Raw genomic sequence first — 25,655 nt, forward strand, 5'->3', positions numbered from 1 at the left:
TCCTTAATGGGGAAGACTCAGTGGGTGAGGATCTGGCCGAGGAAGTTGCGGGTCCGCTCGGACCTCGGATTGGTGAAGAACTCGGCCGGGGTGGCCTGCTCGACGATCTCGCCGCGGTCCATGAAGATGACGCGGTCGGCGACCGACTTGGCGAAGCCCATCTCGTGCGTGACGCAGAGCATGGTCATGCCGTCCTCGGCCAGCCCGATCATGGTGTCGAGGACCTCCTTGACCATCTCGGGGTCCAGAGCGGAGGTCGGCTCGTCGAACAGCATGACCTTGGGGTTCATGCACAGCGACCGTGCGATGGCGACGCGCTGCTGCTGGCCGCCGGAAAGCTGGCCGGGATACTTGTCCGCCTGCTCCGGGATGCGCACGCGGGCCAGATACTTCATGGCGATGTCGCGCGCCTCCTGCTTGGAGGTGCCGCGCACCCGCATGGGCGCCAGCATGCAGTTCTCGACCACGGTCAGGTGGGGGAACAGGTTGAACTGCTGGAACACCATCCCGACGTCGCGCCGCACCTGATCGAGGTGGCGATGGTTGGCATCGATCGTGACGCCGTTGACGGTGATCGTGCCCTTCTGGTGCTTCTCGAGCTGGTTGATGCAGCGGATCAGCGTGGACTTGCCGGAGCCCGAGGGGCCGCAGATGACGATCCGCTCCCCCTTGTGGACCTCCAGCTCGATGTCCTTCAGCACATGGAAGCTGTCGTACCATTTCTGGACGCCGGCCATCCGGATGACGACCTCGCCGCTGACCGGCCGCGGCGCGGGGACGTCCGTGGTATCGTAAGCCGAGGCCATGGGGGACTCCTCCTGCTCTGTGTAAGCCCTCTCCCCAGAGGGGAGAGGGCGTTAAGCCGTTACGACTTGGTCAGCGGGGGCAGGTCGGTGCCCAGCCACTTCTTGTGGACCTCGTTCAGCTCGCCGTTCGCCTTCGCGGTCTCGATGAACTCGTTGACCCACTTCAGCAGGGCGTCCTGGCCCTTGCGCATGGCGATGCCCTGGACCTGACGGTTCAGCACGAACTTCATCTCGTAGTTCGCCTGCGGGGCCAGCTTCTTGATCTCCTTGGTGACCACGTTGCTGAGGCCCAGCGCGTCCACCTGACCCGACAGCATCGCCTGCACGGCGCTGGCGTCGTCGTCGAAGCGCATGATGCGCGCGTCCTTCGGCGCGACGGCGGTCAGGGCGTTGTCCTGGGTGCTGGCGCGGGCGACGCCGACGCGCTTGCCGGACAGCTCCGCGGCCTCCTTGATCTTGGTGTTGGCCGGGGCGACCAGACCGATCTCGATGGCGGCGTAGGGCTCGGAGAACTGCACCTGCTCGGCGCGGGCCGGGGTGATGCCCAGCGAGGCGACCAGCAGGTCGACCTTGTTGGTCAGCAGGTAGGGGATGCGGTTCGGGCCGGTGACCGGAACGATCTCCACCGGGACGCCCATGTGCTTGCCCAGCAGCTTGGCGACGTCGGCGTCGTAGCCGTCCGGCTTGCCGTCGGCGGTGGTGATGCCGAAGGGCGGGAAGTCCACCAGCATGCCGATGGTCAGCTTGCCCTTCGACTTGATCTCGTCGACGGTCTGGGCGGCGGCGGGAGCGGCCAGGGCGACGGCTGCGGCCATCATGGCGCCGGCGACGGCGAGGCGGCGGGTGATCGACAGGGTCATTGGGGGTTTCCTCACGGTTCTTATGAAAGAAGGGTCGGCGTTGGGCTTAGCGGCTGGCGAGGGCGTAGCGCCGCTCCAGACGGGCGCTGAGCAGCGACAGCGGCCAGCACATCAGGAAGTAGAGCACCGCCACAATGCCGAACACCAGGAAGGGCTGGAAGGTGGCGTTGTTGACGATCTGCCCGGCGCGGGTCAGCTCGGTGAAGCCAATGATGGCGGCCAGCGACGTGCTCTTGATCAGCTGCACGAGGAAGCCTACCGTCGGCGGCACCGCGACCTTCACCGCCTGCGGCAGGATCACGTAGCGCATCAGCCCCGGATAGCGCAGGCCGAGCGCGGAGGCGGCCTCCCACTGGCCGCGCGGCACCGCCTGGATGCAGCCGCGCCAGATCTCGCCGAGGAAGGCGCTGGCGTTCAGCGTCAGGCCCAGAGCGGCGGCGGCCCAGGGGTTCAGGTCGAGGCCCAGCACCGTGGCGCCGAAGAACACCAGGAACAGCTGCATCAGCAACGGCGTGCCCTGAAACAGCTGGATGTAGCCGGTGGCGGCCAGCCGCAGCGCCTTGATGTCGGACGTGCGGGCCAGCGCGATGACCAGACCGACCGTGGCCCCGCCGATGAAGGCGATGGCCGACAGGGCCAGCGTCCACTGCATGGCGCTGAGGAGGAAGAGGAACTCGTTGTAACTGAAGGCGCGGATCATGGCTCGGCCCTCCCTCAGCGCCGGTCGGTGTCGTAGGCGAAGGCCAGCTTGTAGATGCCGGCGAACAGCGCGGAGAACATCATCGCCAGCGCCAGATAGATGCCGGTGACCACGATGTAGATTTCGAAGCTGCGGAAGGTCTGCGACTGGATGTTGTTGGCGACCGAGGTCAGCTCGTCCGCCGAGATCGCCGAGACCACGCTGGAGCTGAGCATCAGCAGGATGAACTGGCTGGTCAGCGCGGGGTAGACGGTGCGCAGCGCCGGCTTGATGACGATGTAGCGGAAGACCTGCAACGGCTTCAGCCCCAGCGCCAGCCCGGCTTCGATCTGGCCCTTTTGGATCGATTCGATGCCGGCCCGGATGATCTCCGTCGCGTAGGCGCCGACATTGACCACCATGGCGATCAGGGCGGCGAGGTCGGGCGACAGCCGGATGCCCATGGTCGGAAGGCCGAAGAAGATCAGGAAGATCTGCACCAGGAAGGGCGTGTTGCGCACCACCTCGATGTAGGCGTTGATGATCCAGCGGACCGGCTTCGGCCCGGACGTCTTGCCGAGCGCGCAGAGAATGGCGACGATCAGGCCGAGAATCATGGCGCCGATCGACAATTGCACGGTCAGCCAAGCGCCCTGGAGCAGGTAGTCCCAGGACTCGATGACCGCCTTGAAATCGAAGGTGTAGTTCACGGGCTTTCCCTCCGCTTCCGGACCGGCCGCAACCAGACCGGGGCGCTGCGCGCCGCCGGCGGACGGTCCCTGTGCGGGATTCTCGTTATCGGCCTCTCGTCGTCCGGCGAGCCGTGGCGATGCCTCCGGCGCCGGATGTTGGGCGGAGCCTATTTGGATCGATCCAAATGCGCAAGGCGGAAAACGCAGCGCTGCGAAAATTAATTCGTGCAGCCAACAATTATCCCGCGAATTTCCCGATAGGCTGCTCCACCGCGATGGTGCGTCCACGAACGGACGCTTGCGCCGCGCCGCGTCTTGACGATGATCAAGGTGGAAGAGAACCGCGCACCGGACTATCCGGGGTGATATGACGCGGTGCCGCCCCTGGGGGCGGTCCCCAAGGGAGAAGGATTGTCGCATGGACTGCTTCGCCGGCCCCGGCCCCGCCGCCCCCCTCCCGCTGGACGAGGCGCTGGCCCGCGTGCAGCGGACCTACGGCGCGGTGACGGAACCCGAGGAGGTGCCGCTGCGCGCCGCGCTCGGCCGCATCCTGGCGGAACCGGTGACGGCGACGGTGAACGTGCCGCCGGTCGCCGTCTCGGCGATGGACGGCTGGGGATTCGGCAAGGCGAACGGTGCTGAATCGGGCGATTTCCGGCGGCTGGCTGTGGTCGGGCGCGTGCCCGCCGGTTCCGTCTTCCCCGGCACGGTCGGGCCGGGCGAGGCGGTGCGCATCTTCACGGGCGCGCCGATCCCGGCGGGGGTGGACACCGTGGCCATGCAGGAGGACTGCCGGGCCGAGGACGGCGCGGTGCTGGTGCCCGCCGCCCTCAAGCGCGGCGCCAACATCCGCGACGCCGGGGAGGACATGACGGCGGGGTCGGTCGTGCTGACGCCCGGCCTGCGGCTGCGCGCCCAGGAGATTGGCTTGGCCGCAGCGGTCGGGCGGTCGAGCCTGTCGGTGCGCAAGCGTCTGCGCGTCGTCCTGTTCTCCACCGGCGACGAACTGCGCGAGCCAGGAACGGACAAGCCCGAGGGCACCATCTACGACGCCAACCGCTACACGCTGGCCGCCCAGCTCGACGCGCTGGGGGCGGAGGTGCGCGATCTCGGCATCCTGCCGGACAAGCCGGATGTGACCCGCGCCGCCCTGGCCGACGCCGCGGCGACCGCCGATCTCGTCGTCACCTCCGGCGGCGCGTCGGTGGGGGAGGAGGACCATGTCAAGGCGGTGGTCGGCGAGCTGGGGTCCGTCGATCTGTGGAAGCTTGCGCTGAAGCCGGGCAAGCCGCTGGCGCTCGGGCGCATCGGGACCACGCCGTTCCTCGGCCTGCCGGGCAACCCGGTGTCGGCCATGGTGACCTTCATGCTGGTGGGCCGCCCGCTGGTGCTGCGCCTGTCGGGGGCGGAGAGCGCGCCGGCCCCGCGCTGCCTCGTCGTCGCCGGATTCGAGTTCAGGAAGAAGCCGGGACGGCGGGAGTTCCTGCGCGCCCGTCTGGCGACCGGGCCGGATGGTCGCCCGGTCGCCCACAAATTTCCCAGCGACAGCTCCGGCGTCCTGACCTCGATGGTCGAGGCCGACGGGCTGGTGGACATGCCGGCGGACGCCACCACGATCCGCGACGGCGACATGGTGGAGTTCCTGCCCTTCACCGGGCTGTTCGCCTGAACGCGGGATTACCCCTCTCCCGGCGCGGCGGGAGAGGGGCGGGCTGTCACTTCTTCGGCATGTGGCCGCTGATCTCGGCGTGCAGGGGCTTGGTGTCCTCGAAGGTCTTCTGCTGCTCCGGGGACGCTTCCTTCTGGTGCTTCGCCTTCCATTCCGAATAGGGCATGCCGTAGACGGCGATGCGGGCCTCCTCGTCGGTCAGCGGCACGTTCCGCTCCCTGGCGGCGGCGGCGTACCATTTGGACAGGCAGTTGCGGCAGAAGCCGGCCAGATTCATCAGATCGATGTTCTGCACGTCGGTGCGCTTCTGGAGATGCGCGACCAGGCCGCGGAACGCGGCGGCCTCCAGCTCGGTGCGGGTCTTCTCGTCCATTCCAATCCCTCTCAGTTTTGTTCGTTGTGCAGCGTGACGAAGCGGCCATGGCGGTGGAAGCTCTGGGACGAGCCGCCGGCCAGGATCGCTTCGGCCACGGCGTCGCGGTTCTCCACCACGAAGCCGGCCAGCGCGGCGATGCCGTAGCGGAACAGCCGCGGCGACAGCGGCGTCCCCGGCCCGACCAGGGCGACGCGGGTCCCCTGCGCCACCGACAGCAGGCGGGGCAGGGTGCGGTTGGTCAGGGTGGAGGAGGTGATCGCCGCCCCCTCCGCGCCCGGCAGCAGCCATTCCCCGGCGGCTTCCGGAAATTCCCCGTCGCTGGGGTTCATTTCGACCACATGGGCGTTGGGCAGGCGTCGGGCAATCTGCGGGAAGGCCCCGAAGACGACGACGCGCCCCTCCATCCCGGTGAACAGGTCCAGCCCGTTCGCCGCCGAGCCGGTCAGGTCGGGGCGGTTGTAATGGGCGTTCAGGGCGGCCATGCCGACCGCGGCCTCCTGCGGGTCCCAGGAGCGGGCGGCGTGGGCGGCCAATTCGGCGAGGCCGACACCGGCCCAGCGCGCCGGATCGGGCGGCGGCGCCGACTGCGGGCGGGCGGCCAGCCCGATGCCGGGACCCGCGGCGCCGTCCGTCTCCACCATGATCCATTTGGCGCCGATGGTGATGGCGCGGACCTCGGCGTCCGCCACCCCGTGCAGCAGGTCGTCGTAGAGCCGGTGCGCCCCCACCAGCGCCACAGCGCGTCCTCATCCGGCGAGATCAGGGAGGTGAAGCCGCCGGTGAAGCTCTGCCACTCGTTGAGGAAGCGGCTGCCGACGCTGGTCAGCACCGGGATGCCCTCGGCGATGCCGGCCAGCAGCTCGTCCGCCAGCCCTTCGCCGTGCGCCTCAAGACCGGCGAACTTGTTGACCACCAGCAGGTCGGCGCGCTCCGCGATGGCGCGGCGCAGCGCCTGGCTGGCCTCGGCCACTCCCTGGGGATCGACGCGGCAGGACTGCGACTGGCGGCCCAGATGCTGGGAGATGTCGTAGGCCTGGCCGGTGGCGACGTCGACCAGCTCCATCAGGTCGGCGCAGTCGCCGGGGGCGCCGGTGTTGCGCTGGATCACGCCGCCGACGCGGAAGCCGCGCCGCCGCAGCTCCGTCACGAACCGGTCGATCATCGCGTCGACGGCAGTGGAGCCGGGACCATGGACCACCGCGCCGGGACGCAGCGGGGGCGGAACCGCGGGGCGCAGGGTCGGCATGGGGCGGGCTCCTTCGGGAATGGAGACGGGCATCACGCGGCGGAGGCGCCGCGGCGGATGTGGTACACGAACACCTCGCCGCGCGTCTCGTGCGCCAGCAGCACGTTGTCGGTGGTGTTGCAGAAATGCTTGAAGTCGATGATCGACGCCGGGTCGGTGGCGTAGACGATCACCTCTTCCCCCTCGGCCAGTTTGTCCAGCAGGGCGCGCGTCCGCAGGATGGGCAGCGGGCAATGCAGCCCCTTCACGTCGAGTTCCTTGGCCGCCACGGACGTAACCTCTTCTTCTGCATGGGCACCGGACGCCGCGACTGTACCGGGTTCGCGCCTCCGTCTCCACCGTTCCGGTGGATTTGGCGTTCCGCGGGATTGGGCGCTCCCGGCGGATCGGGGCACCTTTGCCGGGCTGGAATGTTAGCCAGGGAAACGGATTCGAACCAACAATGCGGGAGCAGCGCTTATGGCCGGTCGGCATTTCGACAAGGTGGTGGTCATCACCGGGGCGTCCAGCGGGATCGGCCGGGCGACCGCCGTGGAGTTTGCGCGCCACGGCGCCGCGGTGGTCCTGGCGGCGCGGCGCCACGCCGCCCTGCACGAGGTCGCGGAGGACTGCATCGAGGCCGGGGGGCGGGCGATGGTGGTGCCCACCGACGTGCGCGACCAGGAGCAGATGAACCGGCTGGCCGAGCGCGCCATCGAGGTCTTCGGCGGGATCGACGTCTGGGTGAACAACGCCGGCGTGATCGCCTTCGGACGCTTCGAGGAGACTCCGCAGGACGTCTTCGAGGAGGTGATGCGCACCAACTTCTTCGGCACCGCCAACGGCTGCCGCGCCGTGCTGCCGCATTTCCTGGAGCGGGGGGAGGGCACGGTCATCAACGTCGCCTCGCTGGCCTCGATCGTCGGGCAGCGCTACGCCGCCGCCTACGCCGCCAGCAAATTCGCGGTCCGCGGCTTCTCCGAAACGCTGCGGCAGGAGCTGGTGGAGGACCCCGGCATCCAGGTCTGCACCGTGCTGCCCGGCCCCATCGACACGCCGCTGTGGCAGCATGGCGCGAACTACACCGGCCGCGCCGTCAAGGCGATGAACCCGCTGCGCCCGCCGGAGGAGGTGGCCGACGCCATCCTGCGTCTGGCCGAGACTCCCCGGCCCGAGCTGTTCGTCGGCGCCGCGGGACGCTCCGCCGCCCTGCCGCACGCGGTGGCGCCGGCTTTGGCGGAGCGCGTGCTGGCCCACCGGATGGACCGCGACATGTTCGACAACCGCCCGGCCCACGACACCTCCGGCGGCGTTCTGGAGGCCATGCCGGATTACCGGGAGGCGAGCGGCGGCTGGATGGAGCGCGCCGCCGCGCAGGCGCCGCAAGGCCGGGCGGACGGGCGCCGGGCCTTCTGCTGGACGAATCTCGCGCTGTTCCTGCTGCCCATCGGCCTGATGAGCCGCCTGCCCGCCCAAGTGTGGGAGCGGCGGGCGTGGGGGACGTCCGGCGTCAGCTCGTCAGCATCTTGAGGCCGGACAGGGCGAGGATCGTCGCCAGCAGATAGCGCAACGTGGCGGTCGGCAGATGGCGGCTGCCCAGCCAGGCGCCGACCGCGCCGCCCGCCCCGGCGGCGGCCAGCCACCAGGGCAGGGCCGCGGGCAGGGTCGTCGCGGTCGTCCAGGTGCCGGCCAGCGCCGCCGCCGAGTTCAGCAGGTTGTAGGCGGCCGAGACGGCGGCGGCGCGGCGGGTCTCGACCCAGCCCATGAGCAGGATCAGCGGCGCCAGGAAGATGCCGCCGCCCGTCCCGGTCATCCCGGACAGGAAGCCCACGGCGGCCCCGGCGGCGAGCGCCGGCAGGAAGGGGGGTGCCGTCGCACCCGTCCGTTCCGGTGTTCCGCGCGTCGCCCAGGTGGAGCGCGCCAGTTCCAGAGCCGCCAGGAGGAGGATCGCCCCGACCAGCGGGTAGTAGAGGTGCGGCGGCAGGTGCATCGTGCCGCCGAGGAACGAGAAGGGCATTCCCAGCACGCCGAACGGGTAGAAGGCGCGCCATGTGAACAGCCCGGCGCGGGCGAAGCGGATGGTGCCGATGGCCGCCACCAGGAGATTCAGGGCGAGTGCCGTCGGCTTCATCGTCGCCGGGTCGAGCCCGACGATGCCCATGACCGCCAGATAGCCCGAGGCTCCGGCCTGCCCGACCGCGGCGTACAGCGTGGCGACGGCCAGGATCAGCGCCGTCAGACCGACCGTCTCGTTGAACACCCGTGGTTCTCCTCAAGCCGTGCCGGCCGCTTGTAAACCGGCACGCGTGGGCGGGGCCAGGGAAAGGGTGGAGATTTTCCGAACCATGGCGGCGCGGCGCTGTTGGCGGGGGAGGGCAACGACGCCCGCCCCCCATCCCATTTGTCCTTCGGAGGCTGCCCATGCACGCCCGCGAGATGATCGGCACGCACCCGCAAGTGCGCGGAAACACCAACGACGCGCTCATCCGCTGCATCGAGGCCTGCTACGACTGCGCGCAGACCTGCACCACCTGCGCCGACGCCTGCCTGGGCGAGGATCAGGTGGCCGCGTTGGTCCAGTGCATCCGCCTGAACATGGATTGCGCCGACGTCTGTGCGGTCACCGGTTCCGTCGCCACCCGGCGCAGCGGTTCCAACGAGGCGGTGATCCGCGCCATGCTCGACGTCTGCGCCACCGCCTGCCGCCTGTGCGCCGAGGAGTGCGAGCGCCACGCCGGCATGCACCAGCACTGCCGCATCTGCGCCGAAGCCTGCCGGACCTGCGAGGACGCCTGCCGCAAGGCCATGCAGACCCTGAGCCATTGATGATCGTGGAGGTTTATCCGCCGTTGCCGAGGATCACCCTGTCCAGGTAATCGGCGAGCAGCGGGCCGTCCCCCAGCCCGAGCAGCAGCTTGGACGACACGTTGCCGTTGTCCGTCCGCAGGCCCGGAACCGCGGCGTGGCGGGCGAGGAAGCCGTCCAATGCGGCGTTCCAGGCGGGATCGGCGTTGCGGCAGAAGATTTTCGACAGCGAGAAATGCGGCACCTTGCGGAAGGGGCCGGCGAGGCGCTTTCCCTGGAAGACCGCCGGCGGGTTGCCAAGGGCGCGGTAACGGGCTTCCAGCGCCTTGCGGAAGCTCTGGAAGGTCGTCCCGCCGCTCTCCATGCCGATGGTGACGACCGGAACGCCGAGCAGGGCCACCGAGTCGGCGATCAGGCGGGCGTTCTCCTCCTGGTCGCGGCGGATGGCCTCGGCGAGCGCCGGATCGCCGCGCATCGCTTCCGTCAGGCCCACCGTGCGCGGCGTGTGGAAGGAGCTCTTGTTCAGCACCATCACCTTGCTGCGGAAGGACGCGGCGCCGAAGATGCCGTCGAAGAAGCTGTGCGCCATCGCCCCGGCGCGCCCCTGGACGCACAGATAGACGGATTGCTCGAACTCCCGGCGCCCCGGATTGTCGCCGACCAGAATCAGTTCCGGCAGAGCGCCGTTTTGGGAGGCATAGGCGGTCAGGTCGTTGTTCACGACGAACAGGGGCGACGCGGAATCCCGCAGGGCGCGGACCCGCGCCCCATGGTCGGCGACGCGGGTCCGGAACAGCGAGAGCGCGTCCGGCCGGTCGCCCACGGGGGGGACGTCGCCCAGGATGACGGACAGGCGCCGCAACGCGGCCTCATGCTCCGTTGCCGACGCGTCGATCGAGGATACCGTCATTCCCACACCCCTTTTGCCAAGCGGCCCCATCTAAGGGACTGGCGATTGTGTTGTCGAGAGGCGTCGATCCGGCTATAGAGTGCGCCAGGAAAGCGACCGGAGCCGCGCCGATTGCGGGTTCGACAGGAGGTTCGGAAGGAATGAAGCTGTCAGACGTCGATATTCGCCGATACCTCGCTGAAGGACGCATCGAGATCGACCCGTTGCCGGCGGAGAGCCAGATCGGCGCGATGTCGGTGGACCTCCAGCTTGGGAACGCCTTCCAGGTCTTCCCGCCGGGCAAGGCGGCCTTCGTCGACCTCGCCCCGCCCGAGGGCCATCCCAGCCAGGTTCCCGACAAGCTGATGGACCGGGTCGAGGTCCCCGTCGGCGAGCCCTTCTTCCTGCATCCGGGCGAGCTGGTGCTCGGCATCACCGTGCAGCGCATCGGCCTGCCCAACGACATCGCCGGCCGCCTGGACGGTCGCAGCAGCCTCGCCCGCCTGGGCCTGATGGTGCACGCCACCGCGCACACCATCGATCCGGGCTGGAACGGCCGCATCACGCTGGAATTCTTCAACTGCGGACGGCTGCCGCTGGCGCTGCGTCCGGGCATGCGGATCTGCGCCCTCAGCTTCGAGACGCTGATGTCGCCGACCTCCAAGCCCTACGCCGCGCGCCCCGACGCCAAGTACCGCGACCAGCTCGACCCGCTGCCGAGCCGGATCAACCTGGAACAGTCCTGAATCTGGACCAGCCCTGAACCTGGAATTGCCCTGACGGCGGTTTTCGGAAGGCTGACGAAGAAAAGGCGCCCCGTTTCCGGGGCGCCTTTTTTCTGCGACGGCGTCTGGCGGTCCATTCGTTCTGCTCTCCTATCCCGGCTCCCACCCCTCCGGGGCCATCTCGAAGCCGGCGAATTCGAAGGCGGGGGACACGGTGCAGCCCACCAGCACCCAGCCTTCCAACGGCCGCGCCGCCTGCCACGCGTGCGCCGGAACGACCCCCTGCGGGCGTTGGCCGCCCGCAAGGTCCATCCCCAGCGTCACCCGCTCCACCGTCCGCCCATCGGTGGAGATGGACAGCTCCAGCGGACCCCCGGCGTGCCAGTGCCACATCTCGACCGCGTCCACCCGGTGCCAATGGGAGCGCTCGCCCGCCTGCAGCAGGTAATGGATGCCGGTCTTGACTCCGCGCCCGCCGCCCGGCGGGGCGTCCCGGTAGGTTTCCACATAGTGGCCGCCTTCCGGATGGGGCTGCATGCCCAGCGTCGCGATGATGCGCTCGGGCGTCAGCGAGTCCATGGCGTCGCCCTCCGTCACGCCGGCGGCGGCGCGGTGCGGCGGAAGCTGTCGAGGTCGGAGGCCGAGGCGAACCATGCCGCCAGCTCCGGACGGCCGACCCGCCAGTCCTCGTGCCCGAACCGGAAGTCGAGGTAGCCGAGCGCCACCAGGATGGTCAGCGTCCCGATGGTCAGCGTGCCGTCGAGGGCCGGCGCCTCCGCCTCCAGCACGTCGAGCGCGCGGGCGACGGCGCGGCGCTGGCGGTCCGCCCAGTTGTCGGAACGCTCGCCGTCCGGCCGCTGAAGCTCCAGCCGGCGCAGGATGGCGGCGTCGCAGATTCCGTCGGCCAGGGCCTGCTGGCGCAGCGCCGTCCAGCGCGCCGGGCCGGCGGCCGGGAACAGGCGCGGGCCGTCGTGCAGCGAGTCGAGATACTCGGCGATCACCGGGCTGTCGTAGAGCGCCGAGCCGTCGTCCAGGATCAGCGCCGGCACCTTGCCCAGCGGGTTGTCCGCCGGCAGGTCGGTGTCGGGCGCCCAGGCGTTGGTCACCTGCTTCTCGACCGCCGAATCCAGCCCGCATTCGATGAGGACCATCGCGACCTTGCGGACGTAGGGCGAGGTCGGGCTCCAGCGCAGCTTCATCAAAATCTCTCCTCCCGTTTTGTGGGCGTCAGCGTAGCGCGAGGGCGCGCGGTCTTAAAAGCGGTCCTTCTCAAAAGCGGTCCTTGCGGCCGCGGATCTCGGCGAAGACCGCCACCGGGTCGGCCCCGGCCATGCCGAGGGCGGTCTGGACCTCCGGCACGTCGGCGCGCAGGAAGGGGTTGGTGGCCTTCTCGACGCCCAGCGTGGAGGGGATGGTCGGCTCCCCGCGCTCCCGCTGCGCGGCGATGTCCGCCGCGCGCGCCTTCAGGGCGGCGTTGTCCGGCTCCACCGTCACGGCGAAGCGGGCATTGGACAGGGTGTATTCGTGGCCGCAATAGACGCGCGTGTCGTCCGGCAGGCCGCGCAGCTTGATCAGCGAGGTCCACATCTGGGCCGGCGTGCCTTCGAACAGCCGTCCGCAGCCGAGCGCGAACAGCGTGTCGCCGCTGAACAGCGCCTTGGCCTCGGGAAACCAGAAGGCGATGTGGCCGGAGGTGTGGCCGGGGACAAAAAACACGTGCGCGGTGAGCGATCCGAACGAAATGGTCTCGCCTTCGCCCAGACACGTCTCCATATCGGGAATGCGGGCGACGTCGGCGCGCGGCCCGATCACGTCGGCGCCATAACGCGCCTTCAGCGCGTGGTTGCCGCCGATGTGGTCGTTGTGATGGTGGGTGTTGAAGATGTGCGTCAGCGTCCAGTTGCGCCGGTCCAGTTCCGCCAGCACAGGCTGCGCGTCGCCGGGGTCGACGACCCCCACGGCGCCGCTGGCCGGGTCGCGCAGGAGGTGGATGTAGTTGTCGGCGAACGCCGGAATCAGGTGGATGTCCATGGCCTTGGGCCCCTCCCGCATGAATGGACGTTTGATCGAAACGTGATAGCCTGGGATGACCATGTACACCGATATCGTCGATCTTCGTGAATTCTACGAGTCCGGGCTTGGTCAGGCGGCGCGGCGGATGATCCGCCGGCGCATCCGCACCATCTGGCCCGACCTGCGCGGGCAGATCGTGCTGGGGGTCGGCTACACCACGCCCTATCTGCAACCCTTCCGCGACGAGGCGGAGCGGGTGTTCTCGATCATGCCGGCGACCCAGGGTGTGACCTTCTGGCCGCCGGGCGGGCCGGGGCTGGTGGCGCTGGGCGACGAGGCGGACCTGCCGCTGGCCGACATGTCGGTGGACCGCGTGCTGCTCGTCCACGGGCTGGAGGGCACGGAGCAGCTCCGCCCGATGATGCGGGAGATCTGGCGCGTGCTGGCCGGCGGCGGGCGGGTGCTGGTGGTGGTGCCGAACCGCCGCGGCCTGTGGGCGCGGGCCGACTGGACGCCCTTCGGGCACGGCTTCCCCTATTCGGCCTCGCAACTGAAGCAGGTTCTGCGCGACACCATGTTCGTGCCGGAGCGCACGGGGCACGCCCTGTTCCTGCCGCCGCTGCGCTCCCGCTTCCTGATGAAGACCGCCCCGGCCTGGGAGGAGGTCGGCTGCCGATGGTTCAAGGCCTTCGCCGGCGTGACGATGATCGAGGCGTCCAAGCAGATCTTCGCCGGGGTGTCGCGCAAGACCCAGCAACCGGCCAAGCGCCGCCTGATCGTCCCGCTTCCCGGCGGGGCGGCCCCGGCCCGCCGCCCGGCGGGGTCCGGCGCGTGGCGGGTGTCGGAGGAGCCGTAGGCCTTGCTCCGGGGGCTTCCGGCTTTGTAACGTCCCTGGTCACCGCAGCGGATCGGACCCCATGGCGAAAGCGAGCGTTCTCATCGTCCCCGGACTCGGCAACTCCGGTCCGGACCACTGGCAAAGCTGGCTGCAGCGGCGCCACCCGTCCTTCACGCGGGTCGAGCAGGTCGACTGGGACGCGCCGGCCCTGGAGGATTGGGTGCGGTCGCTGGAGGACTCCGTGGCCGCCGCGGCCGCGCCGGTCGTCCTGATCGCCCACAGCCTGGGCTGCATGACGGTGGCCCATTGGGCGGTGCGGAGCGGGTCGTCGGTCGGCAAGGTCGCCGCCGCCCTGCTGGTCGCCCCGCCCGACGTCGAATCGGCGGCGCACACGCCGCCGGAGGTCCACGGCTTCGCCCCGGTGCCCACCGACCCGCTGCCCTTCCGCACGGTGGTGCTGGCCAGCCGCAACGATCCCTACGCCCCGGTCGCGCGCTCCTGCGGATTCGCGGTGGGGTGGGGCGCCGACTTCATCGACGGCGGCGACCTCGACCACATCAACACCGCCGCCGGCTATGGCCCCTGGCCGGACGGGGAACGGCTCGTGCTCGACCTGCTGCGTACGGTGGAGGGTGGCGCCTGAACGGTCACTGCGGCTGGCCGGTCACCGTCTTCACGCCCTCGCCATAGGTGAATTCCGGCGCCCGCGCGAGTTCGGCGGCCGGCAGGTCCAGCGTCGGCGGCGTGGAACCGTCGCCGCCGGCGGACGCGCCCGCGATGTCGGTGCGCAGCATGCTGACCGGCAGCGAGCGCAGTTTCCCGTCCGCGCCGCTGCCCTCGGCGGGGGCCAGCACGATCCGCTCGATCGAGGCGGCGCTGCCGTCCAGCGTGAAATCCTTGATGGAGCCGCCGGGCTGGCCGTCGCGGGTCCGCACCTCCTTGCCGATCAGGGTCCGCGCCTCCTCCGGGGTCAGCAGGTGGGGGATCGCGGCGACGGAGGGGGCCGCGCGCTGCATCTCGTCGGAGGGAGCGGCGCCGCCGAGGCCCTCCGGCGACGTCGCGGGCGAGGTGGCCGGGGTGTCGTCCGGGCGCGGCGCCGTCATCAGCGGGGGACGGGCGGTGTCCGGTGACGCCTGCGGCGTTTGCGCCGAGGCGGTGCCGGACAGCAGCAGGGCGGCGGCCGATGCGGCGAGGACGGAGGAGGGGACGAGGCGCATGGTGCGTGGCTCCCGCTGACGGTTGTTGAACGGACTTTGCCTATCAACAGCGCCAGCGGGGCAGGGGTTGCATCGCCGGGGCCCGGCGTGGTCCGGTCAGTCCCGGCGCAGCAGGAAGACGCCCTGCTCGCCCAGCAGGTTGGCGAGCCCGGAATGGGCGTGGCCGGTGACCCGGCCGGCGCCGTTCACGATCATGCAGCGCTCGATGCGGATGCCCATCTCCTCCGCCAGGACGACGAAGTCCTTGATCGTGCAGAAATGGATGTTGGGCGTTTCCCACCACTGGTAGCCCAGCTTCTCCGTCACCGGCATGCGCCCGGTCAGCAGAAGCTGCGCGCGGATGCGCCAATAGCCGAAATTGGGCACCGACACGATGGCCCGCCGTCCGATGCGCGTCATCGTCTCCAGCACCGTCCGCGGCTCCCGCATCGCCTGGAGGGTCTGGCTGAGGATCACGTAATCGAAGGCGCCCGGCGGGTAGTCCTTCAGGTCGGTTTCGGCGTCGCCCTGGATGACCGACAGGCCCTGCGCCACGCACTGGTGCACGCCGTCCATCGACAGCTCGATCCCGCGACCGTCCACTCCCTTCTGGCGGGACAGGAAGGCGAGCAGGGCGCCGTCGCCGCAGCCGACGTCGAGCACGCGGCTGCCCGGCTCCACCATCTCCGCGATCAGCTTCAGGTCGGAACGGATGCCGTTGCCGGAGACGGCGCGGGCGGAGGCTTGCTTGTCGTCGAGGGGGCTCATGGCCGGGATGTCATGGTCTGGAGGTCCGTGTCAGGCCGCGGTGCTCGGCGCAGCCGTCCAGGAAGCCGCGGATCACCTGATGGAATTCCGGCTCGTCCAGCAGGAAGGAGTCGTGGCCCTTGTCGGTGCGGATCTCCACGAAGCTGACGTTCGCGGCCACCGCGTTCAGCGCGTGCACGATGGCCCGCGATTCGGAGGTGGGGAACAGCCAGTCGCTGGAGAAGCTGGCGAGGCAGAAACGCACCGGCGTGCCCTTGCCGTCCTTGCGGAAGGCGTTGGACAGGGTGCCGCCCCCGTAATCCGCGGCGAGGTCGAAATAGTCCATCGCCCGCGTGATGTAGAGGTAGGAGTTGGCGTCGAACCGCTCGACGAAGGTGATGCCCTGGTGGCGCAGATAGCTCTCCACCTGGAAATCGGCGTCGAAGCCGTATGTGACGGTCTGGCGGTTCTGCAGGTTGCGCCCGAACTTGCGGTGCAGCGCCGGTTCCGACAGGTAGGTGATGTGCGCGGCCATGCGCGCCACCGCGAGGCCGCGGTGCGGGCGGGTGCCCTCCAGCAGGTAGTTGCCGCCGGCCCAGTCCGGGTCGGCCATGATCGCCTGCCGGCCGACCTCGTGGAAGGCGATGTTCTGCGCCGAGTGGCGGGCCGCCGTGGCGATCGGCACCGCGGCGAAGACCGATTCGGGATAGGCGACGGCCCATTGCAGCACCTGCATGCCGCCCATCGAGCCACCGATCACGCAGAAGAGCTGCTCGATCCCGAGATGCTCCACCAGCAGCTTCTGCGCGCGCACCATGTCGCCGATGGTGATGACGGGGAAGCCGAGGCCGTAGGGCTTGCCGGTCGCCGGATCGGTCTCCTTCGGGCCGGTGGAGCCCATGCAGCCGCCGATCACGTTGGAGCAGATGACGAAGTAGCGGTCGGTGTCGACCGGCCTGCCCGGACCGACCAGCATCTCCCACCAGCCGGGCTTGCCGGTCACCGGATGCTGGTCGAGCACGTAATGGTCGCCGGTCAGGGCGTGGCAGATCAGGACGGCGTTCGACCGGTCGGCGTTCAGCGTGCCGTAGGTCTGATAGGCGACCTCGAAGGGTCCCAGCTCCGCCCCGCTGTCCAGCCGCATGGGCTTGTCCACCCCGAGCGTGACCCGGTGGCCGGGCATCGTCGCGGGCTCGGCAGGCACGGCGGCAGGCACGGCGGCGGCGGGGTTCGGCGCGGACATGACGGGTCGGGGGCCTCCGGAAAACGGGAGATCATAGCTATGGACCGGCGGTTGGGAGTGTCAACGTTTTCTTTGATTTCGCGGCGCTTGCGGACTACTACTATCCGGCTTTGGATTCGCCCTGGATTTGACGGTTTCCCGCCCCATGCCTCCGCCCAAGTCCCCGCTCGACGATCTGCGCCGCGAGATCGATCACATCGACGATACGATCCACGACCTGCTGATGCGCCGCACGGCGGTGGTGGAGCGCGTCGGCGTGGTCAAAAGCCAGATCGAGGCCGCCGAGGGTCAGGTCAGCGGGAATCCCCAGACCCCGATCTATCTGCGCCCGGCGCGCGAGGCGGTCATCCTGCGCCGCCTGATGGCGCGCCACGCCGGCTCCTTCCCGGCGATGGCCCTCGTCCGCATGTGGCGGGAGATGATCACCGCCTTCACCCGGCTCCAGGGCCCCTTCGCCGTCGCCGTCTACGCGCCGGAGGATCGCCGCGGATTCTGGGACGTGGCCCGCGACCATTTCGGCAGCGTCGTTCCGATGACCGCCGTCAACTCCCCCGCCGCGGCCATCCGCGCGGTGTCGGAGGGCACGGCCACCGTCGGCGTCGTTCCCTACCCGGCGGAAGACGACGCCGACCCCTGGTGGCGCTTCCTGGTGTCGTCCGACGCGCGCACGCCGCGCGTGGTCGCGCGGCTGCCCTTCGCCGGGCGCGGCAACGCCCGCGGCGAGGACCGCGACGCGCTGGCCATCGCGCTGGTCCCGCACGAGCCGACCGGCGACGACCGCACCCTGCTGGGGATCGAGCTGGGGCACGACCTCAGCCGCGGCCGGCTCAAGGACCATCTGGAGACGAGCGGCCTCGCCCCGACCTATTTCTGCACCTGGCACGCCCGCGACCCGTCCGGCCCGTCCATCCATCTGGTCGAGGTCGCCGACTTCGTCGACCACACCGACCCCCGCCTGTCCGCCTTCGCCGGCCGGCTGGGCGAGATCCCGGTGCGGATCAACATCGTGGGCGGCTACGCCGTCCCGCTTCATCTCTCCGCCTCGTCTTTCCAATGACGCCCGCCCAATAACGCCCGCAAGGTCTGAGACCTGACATGACCCAGCCGAACAACGGCCCGGCGCCCCGCCCGGGGATTCTCGACATCGCCCCCTACGTCGGCGGCGAGCATGCGGGGCACATCCGCCTCGCCTCCAACGAAGGCGCGCTCGGCCCCAGCCCGCGCGCCGTGGAGGCCTACAAGGCCGCCGCGGGCGAACTGCACCGCTATCCGGACGGCGGCTCCGCCAAGCTGCGCAAGGCCATCGCCGAGCGCTTCGGCCTGGACGCCGACCGCGTCGTCTGCGGCGCCGGCTCCGACGAGCTGATCGCCCTGCTGATCCGCGCCTATGCCGGGCCGGGGGACGAGGTGCTGTATTCGCAGCACGGCTTCCTGATGTACCCGATCGGCGCCAAGTCGGTCGGCGCCACCCCGGTCCAGGCGCCGGAGACGAATCTGACCACCGACGTGGATTCGCTGCTGGCCCACGTCACGCCGCGCACCCGGCTGGTCTTCGTCGCCAACCCGAACAACCCGACCGGCACCTACATCACCGCCGACGAGATGGCCCGGCTGCACGCCGGCCTGCCGGAGAACGCCATCCTGGTCATCGACGCGGCCTACGCCGAGTACATGAACCACAATGACTATTCGGCGGGGCAGGAGCTGGTTGACCGCTTCCCCAACGTGGTGATGACCCGCACCTTCTCGAAGATCTTCGCGCTGGGCTCGGTCCGGCTCGGCTGGGCCTATTGCCCGGCGGGGATCGCCGACGTGCTGAACCGCGTGCGTGGTCCCTTCAACGTCTCCTCCGCGGCGCAGATCGCCGGCGTGGCGGCGCTGGAGGACACCGGGTTCCTGGAGCGCTCGCGCAGCCACAACACCGAATGGCGGGAGTGGTTCGTCCAGCAGGTGCAGGGGCTTGGCCTGAAGACCCACCCCAGCGTGACGAACTTCGTCCTGGTGGACTTCGCCGGGCAGGCCGCCGGCAAGGACGATGCCGAGGCGGCGCGCCTGTTCCTGAAGGGCCGCGGCATCCTGGTCCGCCAGATGCCCGCCTATGGCCTGCCGAGCTGCCTGCGCGTCACCATCGGCACGGAGGCCGAAATGCGCGAGGTGGTGCGGGCGCTGAAGGACTTCCTGGCGGCGTAACGGTGCCGTCGGATCGAGCGGAAACAGGCCGGGCTTCGCGCCCGGCCTTTTCGTTTCGGCCGCCGCAAGCGCCGGGCCGGGCAAAGTTTCACTTGGTCGGGGGGCGCCTTGGTGCTTTATAGCGGGGCGTTCTGCAACCCATCCGCAGCCGGTGCCTTGAGATCATGAGCGAGACCGCCGCCCCTCTGGCCGCCACCCTGGCCACTCCCCTGTTCGACCGCGTCGCCATCGTCGGCGTGGGTCTGATCGGTTCGTCCCTGGCGCGGGCGCTCACGCATTACGGGGTGGCGCGGCAGGTCGTCTGCGCCGACCGCAACCCGGAGCATTGCGCCAAGGCGATGGAGCTGGGTATCGTCGAGCGGGCCACCACCGATCTGGCGGAAGCGCTGGACGGCGCGGACGTGGTGGTGCTGGCGACCCCCGTCGGCGCCTTCGCCGAGGTGGGGGAGCAACTCGGGCCGCTGCTGCGCCCCGGCATGATCGTGACGGACGTCGGCTCGGTGAAGCAGGCGGTGCTCCGCGACGTCGGGCCGCACATCCCCGACGGCGTGCATCTGATCCCCGGCCACCCGGTGGCGGGCACCGAGCATTCGGGGCCGGAGGCCGGCTTCGCCACCCTGTTCCAGGGCCGCTGGTGCATCGTCACCCCGCCGCCCGGCGCCAACGAGGGCGCGGTGGACAAGGTGGTGGCGATGTGGCGCCGCATCGGCTCCACCGTGGAACTGATGAACGCCAACCACCATGACCGCGTGCTGGCCATCACCTCGCACCTGCCGCACCTGATCGCCTACACCATCGTCGGCACGGCGTCCGACCTGGAGGACGACACCAAGTCCGAGGTCATCAAGTTCTCGGCCGGCGGCTTCCGCGACTTCACCCGCATCGCCGCCAGCGATCCGGTGATGTGGCGCGACGTGTTCCTGAACAACCGGGAGGCGGTTCTGGAGATCCTCCAGCGCTTCACCGAGGACCTGACCGCCCTGCAGCGCGCCATCCGCTGGGGCGAGGGGGAGCAGTTGCAGGACCATTTCACCAAGACCCGCGCCATCCGCCGCGGCATCATCGACGCCAAGCAGGCTTGACCGGTCAGGTTGCGCCGTTCGTCCGGTGGCGCGGTTCGATCCCCTATTTTCACATATAAATTTTGATAAATATGAATTGAGCATATGTGAATTACACACAGGATCGCAAAAGACGACTTGTCTGATAGGGATCACTTGTGTTCAATAATCCCAGGCACCGCGCCATCGACCGTCAGCCTGGGGAACACCGTTCATGCCGTCGCGCTTCAGCCAGAGCCTCATCGCCGTCGGGCTGGTGACGTTGGCCGCCCTGGCGACCGCCAGCGCCGCGAGCCGCAGCACGATCCTGAACGTCTCCTACGACCCGACGCGGGAGCTGTACGAGGAATTCAACCCGGCCTTCGCCCGCACCTGGGCGGATGCATCGGGGGAAACGGTGGTGATCCGGCAGTCGCACGGCGGGTCGGGCGCGCAGGCGCGCTCGGTGATGGATGGGCTGGACGCCGACGTGGTGACTCTGGCTCTGGGCTACGATGTGGACGCCATCGCCGACGCCGGGCTGATCGCGAAGGATTGGCGGACCCGCCTGCCGAACAACAGCTCCCCCTACACCTCGACCATCGTGTTCCTGGTCCGCAAGGGCAACCCGAAGCAGATCAGGGACTGGGACGATCTGGTGAAGCCGGGGGTGGAGGTGGTGACGCCGAACCCGAAGACCTCGGGCGGGGCGCGCTGGAACTATCTGGCCGCCTGGGCCTACGCGCTGAAGACGAACGGCAACGACGAGGCGAAGGCCAGGCAGTTCATCGCCGACCTCTACCGGAACGTGCCGGTGCTCGACAGTGGCGCCCGCGGGGCCGCGCTGACCTTCACCCGCAAGGGCGTCGGCGATGTTCTGCTGGCCTGGGAGAACGAGGCCTTCCTGTCGCTTCAGGAGTTCGGCGCCGACCAGTTCGAAATCGTCGTGCCGTCCCTCTCCATCCTCACCGAACCGCCGGTCGCCGTGGTGGACAGCGTGGTCGACCGCAAGGGCACCCGCAAGGTGGCCGAGGCCTATGTGCAGTATCTCTACACCCGCGAGGGGCAGGAGATCGCCGCGCGGAACTTCTACCGGCCCCGCCATCCCGAACTGGCGCGGCAGTATGCCGGGCGCTTCTCCCCGGTGGCGCTGGTGACCGTGGACGACGTGTTCGGTGGCTGGCGCAAGGCCCAGGCGACCCATTTCGCGGACGGCGCCCTGTTCGACCAGATCCAGCAGGCGCCCCGCTGAGTCCCAGGAATTCGACACGCATTCACAGAACGGGAGGGCCAGACACCATGAGCACGACTTCGACCCCCCGGACCACGGACCCCCGGACCGCGGACGGCGACGCCAACCCGCTGACCGGCGTGATCGCCGAGAACATCCGCAATTTCCGGCTCCGCCAGGGGCTGTCCGTCGATGCGCTCGCCAAGCTGTCGGGCAACAGCCGGGCGGAGCTGACGGCGGTCGAGGCGGGGCGCGGGCCGTCCAACATCGATTTCCTGTGGACCATCGCCCGCGCGCTCGACGTGCCCTTCTCCAGCCTGCTCAGCAGCGGGGGCAGCGGCGGGACCACGGTGATCCGGCGGGCGGACAGCCGGCCGCTGGCCTCGCGCGACGGACGCTTCAGCTCGCGGGCGCTGTTTCCCTTCCACGGCGAGCGGCAGGTGGAGTTCTACGAGCTGCGCCTCGCCCCCGGCACCGATGAACGGGCCGACGCCCACACCATCGGCACCGTGGAGAACATCCTGGTCGGGCGCGGCGTGGTCGAGATCGAGACCGGCGACGGCACCCACCGGCTGGAGGAGGGCGACACGATCCAGTTCGACGCCGACTCCCCCCACGCCTACCGCAATGTCGGCGACGGCGAGGCGCTTCTCTATCTCGTGATGACCTATGTTCTCTGACCCTGGCGTTCTCTGACCCCGGCGTTCTCTGCCCCCGGCGTTCTCTGACTCCCGGTCAGGCGGCGGTCCGCACGCTGGCGTCGCCATTGGCGGGAGCCTGCGGCCCGCTGTCGCGGGACATCTCCGTCTTCAAGGCGGCGGCGAGTTGCCGGAAGGTCTCCTTGCGGCCGGAGGTGCGGCGCCAGACCAGCCCGATGCGGCGGAAGGGCCGCTCCCCGCCCAGCGGGCGAACCACCACATCCAAACCGCGCAGAATCCCCGAGTCGAGCGCCATCTGCGGCAGCAGCGTCACCCCCAGCCCGTTGGCGACCATCTGGACCAGCGTGTGCAGGCTGGTGCCCTGGAACGCAGCGCTTTGCCGTGCCCCTTCCATGGAGCAGGCGGCCAGCGCGTGGTCGCGCAGGCAGTGCCCGTCCTCCAGCAGCAGCAGATCGTCCAGCGCCACGTCGGACGGGCGGGGCGTCGTGACGTCGCTCAGCCGGTGGTTGGGCGTGCAGACCACGGAAAAGCGGTCTTCGGCGAGGTCGATCGATTCCACGTCGCCGGAGGGGTAGGGCAGGGCCAGGATGGCCGCGTCGAGCTCCCCCGACTCCAGCCGGTCGAGCAGCCGGGCCGTCTGGTCCTCGCGCAGGAACAGCTTCAGCTTGGGGAAGCTGTCGCGCAGGGCCGGCATCACGCGGGGAATCAGGAAGGGGCCGATGGTCGGGATCACGCCCAGATGGAGCGGCCCGGACATCGGGTCCTCCACCGAGCGGGCCATGTCCACCAGCTCCTCCGCCCCCTTCAGCACGATGCGGGCGCGGTCGGCGATCTCCCGGCCCAGCGGGGTCGGCAGGACGGTGCGCCGCGTGCGCTCCAGCAGCGGCGCGCCCAGCAGGCTCTCCAATTCCTGGATGCCGGCGCTGAGCGTGGACTGGCTGACGAGGCACGCCTCCGCCGCCTTGCCGAAATGGCAGCGATCGACGACGGCGACGAGGTAGTGGAGCTGGCGCAAGGTGGGAAGGGGCTTCATGCACTGCACAATAATCGGTTTTATCGATCAAAGCGATTGGTATTTTTCGCTTCCATCGCTGACCCATTGCCCCTAACTTCCCTGGTGTCAAGCGACCAACGAGGGGGGAGCAGACTTCCGGCAGGGATGCCGCGGCACCGGTAGCCCATTTGGGAAACCATTGGGGAGACGGGGCCAGGCTGGCAGGACACCGGAGTGACGCTTGCTCCAATCATTCAGACTGATGGAGAAATCATGTCCTTGATCAACACCGAGATTAAGCCGTTCAAGGCGACCGCTTTCAAGGGCGGCAAGTTCATCGACGTCAGCGATGCCGACCTGAAGGGCAAGTGGTCGGTCGTCTTCTTCTACCCGGCGGACTTCACCTTCGTGTGCCCGACCGAGCTGGAAGACCTGGCCGATAACTACAGCGAGTTCCAGAAGCTCGGCGTTGAGATCTACAGCGTTTCGACCGACACCCATTTCTGCCACAAGGCCTGGCACGACACCTCGCCGGCCATCGGCAAGATCGCCTACACCATGGTCGGCGACCCGACCGCCACGATCTGCCGCAACTTCGAGATCCTGATCGAGGAGAAGGGCCTCGCCGACCGCGGCACCTTCGTCGTCGACCCGGACGGCAAGATCCAGATCGTCGAGATCACCGCCGGCGGCATCGGCCGCGACGCCCGCGAGCTGCTCCGCAAGGTGAAGGCCGCCCAGTACGTCGCCTCGCACCCGGGCGAGGTCTGCCCGGCCAAGTGGGAAGAGGGTGAGAAGACGCTCGCCCCGTCGCTCGACCTCGTCGGCAAGATCTAAGCCTCTCCGGCTTGATCCTCTGGGAACCGCCGGCCGCAACCGCGGCCGGACGGTTCGGCCGTCGGCTACGCTGGCCGCGGTGCCACGGCTTCGGGCCCGGATCGATTCCGGGCCCGGATCACGAGTGGCCTTCATCCGTTCACCAAGATCCGCCGTTCACCAAGATCCGCCGTTCGACAAGAAACGCTTCAACGAACTTCTGCTGCCCGGACCCGCCCTGGCGCCACCGGGCTCGCTTCGAAAAACCACTTTCGGGAGCCCTCGCCGTGTTGGATAGCAACGTCAAAGGCCAGCTCAAGGCCTATTTCGACAAGATCACGCAGCCCATCGAACTGGCCGCCTCCCTGGACGACGGCGCAAAATCGCAGGAAATGCAGGCTCTGCTGCAGGACATCGCGTCCCTGTCGGACAAGATCACCTTCGTCCGCAGCGACGACGACGCGCGCAAGCCCTCCTTCGCGATCACGCGCACCGGCACCGACATCGGCGTCCGCTTCGCCGGCCTGCCGATGGGCCACGAATTCAATTCCCTCATCCTCGCCCTGCTGCAGGTCGGCGGCCACCCCTCCAAGGAGTCGGCGGAGGTCATCGAGCAGGTGAAGGCGCTGGAGGGTGAGTACCGGTTCGAGACCTACTTCTCGCTGTCCTGCCAGAACTGCCCCGACGTGGTGCAGGCCCTGAACCTGATGAGCGTTCTGAACCCGCGGATCAAGCATGTCGCCATCGACGGCGCGCTGTTCCAGCAGGAGGTCGAATCGCGCAAGATCATGGCCGTCCCATCCATCTTCCTGAACGGCGAGCCGTTCGGCCAGGGCCGCATGGGGCTGGAGCAGATCCTCGCCAAGATCGACACCGGCGCCTCGCAGCGCGACGCCGAGAAGATCAAGGCCAAGGACGCCTTCGACGTGCTGGTGATCGGCGGCGGCCCGGCCGGCGCCGCGGCGGCGATCTACGCGGCCCGCAAGGGCATCCGCACCGGCGTCGCGGCGGAACGCTTCGGCGGTCAGGTGCTCGACACGATGGCCATCGAGAACTTCATCTCCGTCTCGCACACCGAGGGGCCGAAGCTGGCCGCCGCGCTGGAGCAGCACGTCAAGGAGTATGAGGTCGACGTGATGAACCTGCAGCGGGCGGAGAAGCTGATCCCCGCGTCGGGTCCGGGCGGCCTGATCGAGGTCCAGCTCGCCAACGGCGCCTCGCTGAAGTCGAAGACGGTGATCCTGTCCACCGGTGCCCGCTGGCGCCAGATGGGCGTCCCCGGCGAGGATGAGTACCGGAACAAGGGCGTGGCCTATTGCCCGCACTGCGACGGCCCGCTGTTCAAGGGCAAGCGCGTGGCGGTCATCGGCGGCGGCAATTCCGGTGTCGAGGCGGCCATCGACCTCGCCGGCATCGTCGCCGAGGTGACGCTGATCGAGTTCGACAGCCAGCTCCGCGCCGACGAGGTTCTGCAGCGCAAGCTGCGCAGCCTGCCCAACGTGCGCGTCATCACGTCGGGCCTGACGACCGAGGTGCATGGCGACGGCACCAAGGTGACCGGCCTCAGCTACAAGAACCGCAACACCGGCGAGGTGCACCGCATCGACCTGGAAGGCATCTTCGTGCAGATCGGCCTCGTCCCCAACACCGAGTGGCTGAAGGGCTCCGTGGCGCTGAGCCCGCGCGGCGAGATCGAGGTGGACGCGCGCGGCCAGACCTCCATCCCCGGCGTGTTCGCGGCGGGCGATGCGACGACGGTGCCTTACAAGCAGATCATCATCGCCATGGGCGAGGGCTCGAAGGCTGCCCTGTCGGCCTTCGACTACCTGATCCGCATGGCGCCGGTCGAGGCCGTCGCCGCGGCGTAAGGGGGCGGATGGTTTGCGAGGTGGTTGTGTAGGGCCCCCCTCCCGACCTCCCCCCGCTTCGCAGGGGGAGGGGAAAAAGCCCTCCCCTGCAAAG

The 25,655-nt window shown here is 69.3% G+C and carries 29 protein-coding genes and 2 pseudogenes; 13 read left to right on the forward strand and 18 right to left on the reverse strand.

Annotation, left to right across the window (positions count from 1 at the left end):
• Nucleotides 1–17: 17 nt before the first annotated feature.
• From TSH58p_RS28850 to TSH58p_RS28865, 4 genes are read right to left on the reverse strand one after another with little or no spacing between them, the layout of a single operon-like run.
• Complete coding sequence (locus tag TSH58p_RS28850; protein ID WP_094303362.1) at nt 18–806, reverse strand: amino acid ABC transporter ATP-binding protein; 789 nt, start codon at nt 804–806, stop codon at nt 18–20.
• A gap of 59 nt (nt 807–865) precedes the next feature.
• Nucleotides 866–1,666 (reverse strand): transporter substrate-binding domain-containing protein, encoded by an 801-nt coding sequence (locus TSH58p_RS28855; protein WP_109070440.1) that lies wholly within the window; start codon nt 1,664–1,666, stop codon nt 866–868.
• 46 nt (nt 1,667–1,712) lie between these two features.
• On the reverse strand, nt 1,713–2,366 hold the full coding sequence (locus TSH58p_RS28860; protein WP_109070439.1) for an amino acid ABC transporter permease: 654 nt from the start codon (nt 2,364–2,366) through the stop codon (nt 1,713–1,715).
• A 14-nt stretch (nt 2,367–2,380) separates the two neighbouring features.
• Nucleotides 2,381–3,055: an amino acid ABC transporter permease gene (locus tag TSH58p_RS28865; RefSeq protein ID WP_109070438.1), complete on the reverse strand. Its 675-nt coding sequence runs from the start codon at nt 3,053–3,055 to the stop codon at nt 2,381–2,383.
• A gap of 400 nt (nt 3,056–3,455) precedes the next feature.
• Between TSH58p_RS28865 and glp the strand changes: the two genes are divergently transcribed.
• Nucleotides 3,456–4,706 carry a gephyrin-like molybdotransferase Glp gene (gene glp, locus TSH58p_RS28870; RefSeq protein WP_109070437.1) on the forward strand — a complete coding sequence of 417 codons (1,251 nt, stop codon included), beginning with the start codon at nt 3,456–3,458 and terminating at the stop codon, nt 4,704–4,706.
• A 46-nt stretch (nt 4,707–4,752) separates the two neighbouring features.
• Here glp and TSH58p_RS28875 read toward each other — a convergent pair whose 3' ends face one another.
• The 5 genes and pseudogenes from TSH58p_RS28875 to TSH58p_RS28885 form a co-directional block, all read right to left on the reverse strand.
• Nucleotides 4,753–5,079 carry a DUF1244 domain-containing protein gene (locus TSH58p_RS28875; protein ID WP_109070436.1) on the reverse strand — a complete coding sequence of 109 codons (327 nt, stop codon included), beginning with the start codon at nt 5,077–5,079 and terminating at the stop codon, nt 4,753–4,755.
• A gap of 11 nt (nt 5,080–5,090) precedes the next feature.
• Nucleotides 5,091–5,564: a Rossmann-like domain-containing protein gene (locus tag TSH58p_RS34315; protein ID WP_247895572.1), complete on the reverse strand. Its 474-nt coding sequence runs from the start codon at nt 5,562–5,564 to the stop codon at nt 5,091–5,093.
• 36 nt (nt 5,565–5,600) lie between these two features.
• A pseudogene (locus TSH58p_RS34320) lies at nt 5,601–5,819 on the reverse strand (enolase N-terminal-like fold-containing protein); the annotation flags it as partial.
• 50 nt (nt 5,820–5,869) lie between these two features.
• Nucleotides 5,870–6,361, reverse strand: a pseudogene (locus tag TSH58p_RS34325) (DUF2478 domain-containing protein); the annotation flags it as partial.
• On the reverse strand, nt 6,361–6,597 hold the full coding sequence (locus TSH58p_RS28885) for a sulfurtransferase TusA family protein (RefSeq protein ID WP_109070434.1): 237 nt from the start codon (nt 6,595–6,597) through the stop codon (nt 6,361–6,363). The pseudogene TSH58p_RS34325 and the gene TSH58p_RS28885, both read right to left, overlap by 1 nt.
• Before the next feature lie 190 nt (nt 6,598–6,787).
• Between TSH58p_RS28885 and TSH58p_RS28890 the strand changes: the two genes are divergently transcribed.
• Nucleotides 6,788–7,837 (forward strand): SDR family oxidoreductase, encoded by a 1,050-nt coding sequence (locus TSH58p_RS28890; RefSeq protein WP_109070433.1) that lies wholly within the window; start codon nt 6,788–6,790, stop codon nt 7,835–7,837.
• On the opposite strand, the gene TSH58p_RS28895 is transcribed toward TSH58p_RS28890, so the two are convergent.
• On the reverse strand, nt 7,818–8,567 hold the full coding sequence (locus TSH58p_RS28895; protein ID WP_109070432.1) for a sulfite exporter TauE/SafE family protein: 750 nt from the start codon (nt 8,565–8,567) through the stop codon (nt 7,818–7,820). The two genes, TSH58p_RS28890 and TSH58p_RS28895, sit on opposite strands and share 20 nt — an antisense overlap.
• A gap of 161 nt (nt 8,568–8,728) precedes the next feature.
• Here TSH58p_RS28895 and TSH58p_RS28900 point away from each other — a divergent pair, with 161 nt between their 5' ends.
• Nucleotides 8,729–9,133 (forward strand): four-helix bundle copper-binding protein, encoded by a 405-nt coding sequence (locus tag TSH58p_RS28900; RefSeq protein ID WP_109070431.1) that lies wholly within the window; start codon nt 8,729–8,731, stop codon nt 9,131–9,133.
• A 13-nt stretch (nt 9,134–9,146) separates the two neighbouring features.
• Here the strand turns inward: TSH58p_RS28900 and TSH58p_RS28905 are convergent, their stop codons facing one another.
• Nucleotides 9,147–10,022: a hypothetical protein gene (locus TSH58p_RS28905; protein ID WP_109070430.1), complete on the reverse strand. Its 876-nt coding sequence runs from the start codon at nt 10,020–10,022 to the stop codon at nt 9,147–9,149.
• A 140-nt stretch (nt 10,023–10,162) separates the two neighbouring features.
• Between TSH58p_RS28905 and dcd the strand changes: the two genes are divergently transcribed.
• On the forward strand, nt 10,163–10,747 hold the full coding sequence (gene dcd / locus TSH58p_RS28910) for a dCTP deaminase (protein WP_109070429.1): 585 nt from the start codon (nt 10,163–10,165) through the stop codon (nt 10,745–10,747).
• Between the two features lie 129 nt (nt 10,748–10,876).
• Here the strand turns inward: dcd and TSH58p_RS28915 are convergent, their stop codons facing one another.
• The 3 genes from TSH58p_RS28915 to gloB all read right to left on the reverse strand — a co-directional run bounded on the left by TSH58p_RS28915 (nt 10,877) and on the right by gloB (nt 12,757).
• A complete protein-coding gene (locus TSH58p_RS28915; protein WP_109070428.1) occupies nt 10,877–11,305 on the reverse strand; it encodes a cupin domain-containing protein in 429 nt (142 codons plus the stop codon).
• A gap of 14 nt (nt 11,306–11,319) precedes the next feature.
• A complete protein-coding gene (locus tag TSH58p_RS28920) occupies nt 11,320–11,925 on the reverse strand; it encodes a glutathione S-transferase N-terminal domain-containing protein (protein ID WP_109070427.1) in 606 nt (201 codons plus the stop codon).
• Nucleotides 11,926–11,995: 70 nt separating this feature from the next.
• A complete protein-coding gene (gloB, locus tag TSH58p_RS28925) occupies nt 11,996–12,757 on the reverse strand; it encodes a hydroxyacylglutathione hydrolase (RefSeq protein WP_109070426.1) in 762 nt (253 codons plus the stop codon).
• Nucleotides 12,758–12,818: 61 nt separating this feature from the next.
• Here gloB and TSH58p_RS28930 point away from each other — a divergent pair, with 61 nt between their 5' ends.
• Nucleotides 12,819–13,595 carry a class I SAM-dependent methyltransferase gene (locus tag TSH58p_RS28930; RefSeq protein WP_035678754.1) on the forward strand — a complete coding sequence of 259 codons (777 nt, stop codon included), beginning with the start codon at nt 12,819–12,821 and terminating at the stop codon, nt 13,593–13,595.
• 61 nt (nt 13,596–13,656) lie between these two features.
• A complete protein-coding gene (locus TSH58p_RS28935) occupies nt 13,657–14,220 on the forward strand; it encodes an alpha/beta hydrolase (protein WP_109070425.1) in 564 nt (187 codons plus the stop codon).
• A gap of 4 nt (nt 14,221–14,224) precedes the next feature.
• Here TSH58p_RS28935 and TSH58p_RS28940 read toward each other — a convergent pair whose 3' ends face one another.
• The 3 genes from TSH58p_RS28940 to TSH58p_RS28950 all read right to left on the reverse strand — a co-directional run bounded on the left by TSH58p_RS28940 (nt 14,225) and on the right by TSH58p_RS28950 (nt 16,763).
• Entirely contained in the window at nt 14,225–14,794 is a 570-nt protein-coding gene (locus tag TSH58p_RS28940) for a PRC-barrel domain-containing protein (RefSeq protein ID WP_109070424.1), read from the reverse strand.
• A 96-nt stretch (nt 14,795–14,890) separates the two neighbouring features.
• Nucleotides 14,891–15,541 (reverse strand): methionine biosynthesis protein MetW, encoded by a 651-nt coding sequence (gene metW / locus TSH58p_RS28945; RefSeq protein ID WP_109070423.1) that lies wholly within the window; start codon nt 15,539–15,541, stop codon nt 14,891–14,893.
• A gap of 10 nt (nt 15,542–15,551) precedes the next feature.
• The gene (locus tag TSH58p_RS28950; RefSeq protein ID WP_371732451.1) at nt 15,552–16,763 is read right to left on the reverse strand and encodes a homoserine O-acetyltransferase; all 1,212 of its coding nucleotides are present in this window, start codon (nt 16,761–16,763) and stop codon (nt 15,552–15,554) included.
• A gap of 145 nt (nt 16,764–16,908) precedes the next feature.
• Between TSH58p_RS28950 and TSH58p_RS28955 the strand changes: the two genes are divergently transcribed.
• From TSH58p_RS28955 to TSH58p_RS28975, 5 genes are all read left to right on the forward strand, one after another.
• Nucleotides 16,909–17,820 (forward strand): chorismate mutase, encoded by a 912-nt coding sequence (locus TSH58p_RS28955; protein ID WP_109070421.1) that lies wholly within the window; start codon nt 16,909–16,911, stop codon nt 17,818–17,820.
• Between the two features lie 38 nt (nt 17,821–17,858).
• Complete coding sequence (hisC, locus tag TSH58p_RS28960; protein WP_109070420.1) at nt 17,859–18,953, forward strand: histidinol-phosphate transaminase; 1,095 nt, start codon at nt 17,859–17,861, stop codon at nt 18,951–18,953.
• 164 nt (nt 18,954–19,117) lie between these two features.
• On the forward strand, nt 19,118–20,035 hold the full coding sequence (locus TSH58p_RS28965) for a prephenate/arogenate dehydrogenase family protein (protein ID WP_109070419.1): 918 nt from the start codon (nt 19,118–19,120) through the stop codon (nt 20,033–20,035).
• 193 nt (nt 20,036–20,228) lie between these two features.
• Nucleotides 20,229–21,245 (forward strand): sulfate ABC transporter substrate-binding protein, encoded by a 1,017-nt coding sequence (locus TSH58p_RS28970; protein WP_109070418.1) that lies wholly within the window; start codon nt 20,229–20,231, stop codon nt 21,243–21,245.
• A 47-nt stretch (nt 21,246–21,292) separates the two neighbouring features.
• Complete coding sequence (locus TSH58p_RS28975; RefSeq protein WP_109070417.1) at nt 21,293–21,904, forward strand: helix-turn-helix domain-containing protein; 612 nt, start codon at nt 21,293–21,295, stop codon at nt 21,902–21,904.
• Between the two features lie 55 nt (nt 21,905–21,959).
• Here the strand turns inward: TSH58p_RS28975 and TSH58p_RS28980 are convergent, their stop codons facing one another.
• Nucleotides 21,960–22,916 (reverse strand): hydrogen peroxide-inducible genes activator, encoded by a 957-nt coding sequence (locus tag TSH58p_RS28980; RefSeq protein ID WP_109070416.1) that lies wholly within the window; start codon nt 22,914–22,916, stop codon nt 21,960–21,962.
• Between the two features lie 234 nt (nt 22,917–23,150).
• Between TSH58p_RS28980 and ahpC the strand changes: the two genes are divergently transcribed.
• A complete protein-coding gene (gene ahpC / locus TSH58p_RS28985; RefSeq protein WP_059399299.1) occupies nt 23,151–23,714 on the forward strand; it encodes an alkyl hydroperoxide reductase subunit C in 564 nt (187 codons plus the stop codon).
• Nucleotides 23,715–23,980: 266 nt separating this feature from the next.
• A complete protein-coding gene (gene ahpF / locus TSH58p_RS28990; RefSeq protein WP_109070415.1) occupies nt 23,981–25,561 on the forward strand; it encodes an alkyl hydroperoxide reductase subunit F in 1,581 nt (526 codons plus the stop codon).
• Nucleotides 25,562–25,655: the final 94 nt, after the last annotated feature.

Source organism: Azospirillum sp. TSH58, assembly GCF_003119115.1.
In the GTDB taxonomy this organism is placed as follows: domain Bacteria; phylum Pseudomonadota; class Alphaproteobacteria; order Azospirillales; family Azospirillaceae; genus Azospirillum.

Coding starts and splice junctions, on each gene's coding strand:
- TSH58p_RS34315 (WP_247895572.1), bottom strand. CDS start 5,564: ATGGCCGCCCTGAACGCCCATTACAACCGCCCCGACCTGACCGGCTCG.
- hisC (WP_109070420.1), top strand. CDS start 17,859: ATGACCCAGCCGAACAACGGCCCGGCGCCCCGCCCGGGGATTCTCGAC.
- TSH58p_RS28900 (WP_109070431.1), top strand. CDS start 8,729: ATGCACGCCCGCGAGATGATCGGCACGCACCCGCAAGTGCGCGGAAAC.
- TSH58p_RS28970 (WP_109070418.1), top strand. CDS start 20,229: ATGCCGTCGCGCTTCAGCCAGAGCCTCATCGCCGTCGGGCTGGTGACG.
- TSH58p_RS28975 (WP_109070417.1), top strand. CDS start 21,293: ATGAGCACGACTTCGACCCCCCGGACCACGGACCCCCGGACCGCGGAC.
- TSH58p_RS28950 (WP_371732451.1), bottom strand. CDS start 16,763: ATGTCCGCGCCGAACCCCGCCGCCGCCGTGCCTGCCGCCGTGCCTGCC.
- TSH58p_RS28955 (WP_109070421.1), top strand. CDS start 16,909: ATGCCTCCGCCCAAGTCCCCGCTCGACGATCTGCGCCGCGAGATCGAT.
- TSH58p_RS28890 (WP_109070433.1), top strand. CDS start 6,788: ATGGCCGGTCGGCATTTCGACAAGGTGGTGGTCATCACCGGGGCGTCC.
- TSH58p_RS28915 (WP_109070428.1), bottom strand. CDS start 11,305: ATGGACTCGCTGACGCCCGAGCGCATCATCGCGACGCTGGGCATGCAG.
- TSH58p_RS28935 (WP_109070425.1), top strand. CDS start 13,657: ATGGCGAAAGCGAGCGTTCTCATCGTCCCCGGACTCGGCAACTCCGGT.
- TSH58p_RS28965 (WP_109070419.1), top strand. CDS start 19,118: ATGAGCGAGACCGCCGCCCCTCTGGCCGCCACCCTGGCCACTCCCCTG.
- ahpC (WP_059399299.1), top strand. CDS start 23,151: ATGTCCTTGATCAACACCGAGATTAAGCCGTTCAAGGCGACCGCTTTC.
- TSH58p_RS28855 (WP_109070440.1), bottom strand. CDS start 1,666: ATGACCCTGTCGATCACCCGCCGCCTCGCCGTCGCCGGCGCCATGATG.
- TSH58p_RS28850 (WP_094303362.1), bottom strand. CDS start 806: ATGGCCTCGGCTTACGATACCACGGACGTCCCCGCGCCGCGGCCGGTC.
- TSH58p_RS28860 (WP_109070439.1), bottom strand. CDS start 2,366: ATGATCCGCGCCTTCAGTTACAACGAGTTCCTCTTCCTCCTCAGCGCC.
- TSH58p_RS28875 (WP_109070436.1), bottom strand. CDS start 5,079: ATGGACGAGAAGACCCGCACCGAGCTGGAGGCCGCCGCGTTCCGCGGC.
- TSH58p_RS28940 (WP_109070424.1), bottom strand. CDS start 14,794: ATGCGCCTCGTCCCCTCCTCCGTCCTCGCCGCATCGGCCGCCGCCCTG.
- dcd (WP_109070429.1), top strand. CDS start 10,163: ATGAAGCTGTCAGACGTCGATATTCGCCGATACCTCGCTGAAGGACGC.
- TSH58p_RS28905 (WP_109070430.1), bottom strand. CDS start 10,022: ATGACGGTATCCTCGATCGACGCGTCGGCAACGGAGCATGAGGCCGCG.
- TSH58p_RS28980 (WP_109070416.1), bottom strand. CDS start 22,916: ATGAAGCCCCTTCCCACCTTGCGCCAGCTCCACTACCTCGTCGCCGTC.
- TSH58p_RS28920 (WP_109070427.1), bottom strand. CDS start 11,925: ATGAAGCTGCGCTGGAGCCCGACCTCGCCCTACGTCCGCAAGGTCGCG.
- metW (WP_109070423.1), bottom strand. CDS start 15,541: ATGAGCCCCCTCGACGACAAGCAAGCCTCCGCCCGCGCCGTCTCCGGC.
- glp (WP_109070437.1), top strand. CDS start 3,456: ATGGACTGCTTCGCCGGCCCCGGCCCCGCCGCCCCCCTCCCGCTGGAC.
- gloB (WP_109070426.1), bottom strand. CDS start 12,757: ATGGACATCCACCTGATTCCGGCGTTCGCCGACAACTACATCCACCTC.
- TSH58p_RS28930 (WP_035678754.1), top strand. CDS start 12,819: ATGTACACCGATATCGTCGATCTTCGTGAATTCTACGAGTCCGGGCTT.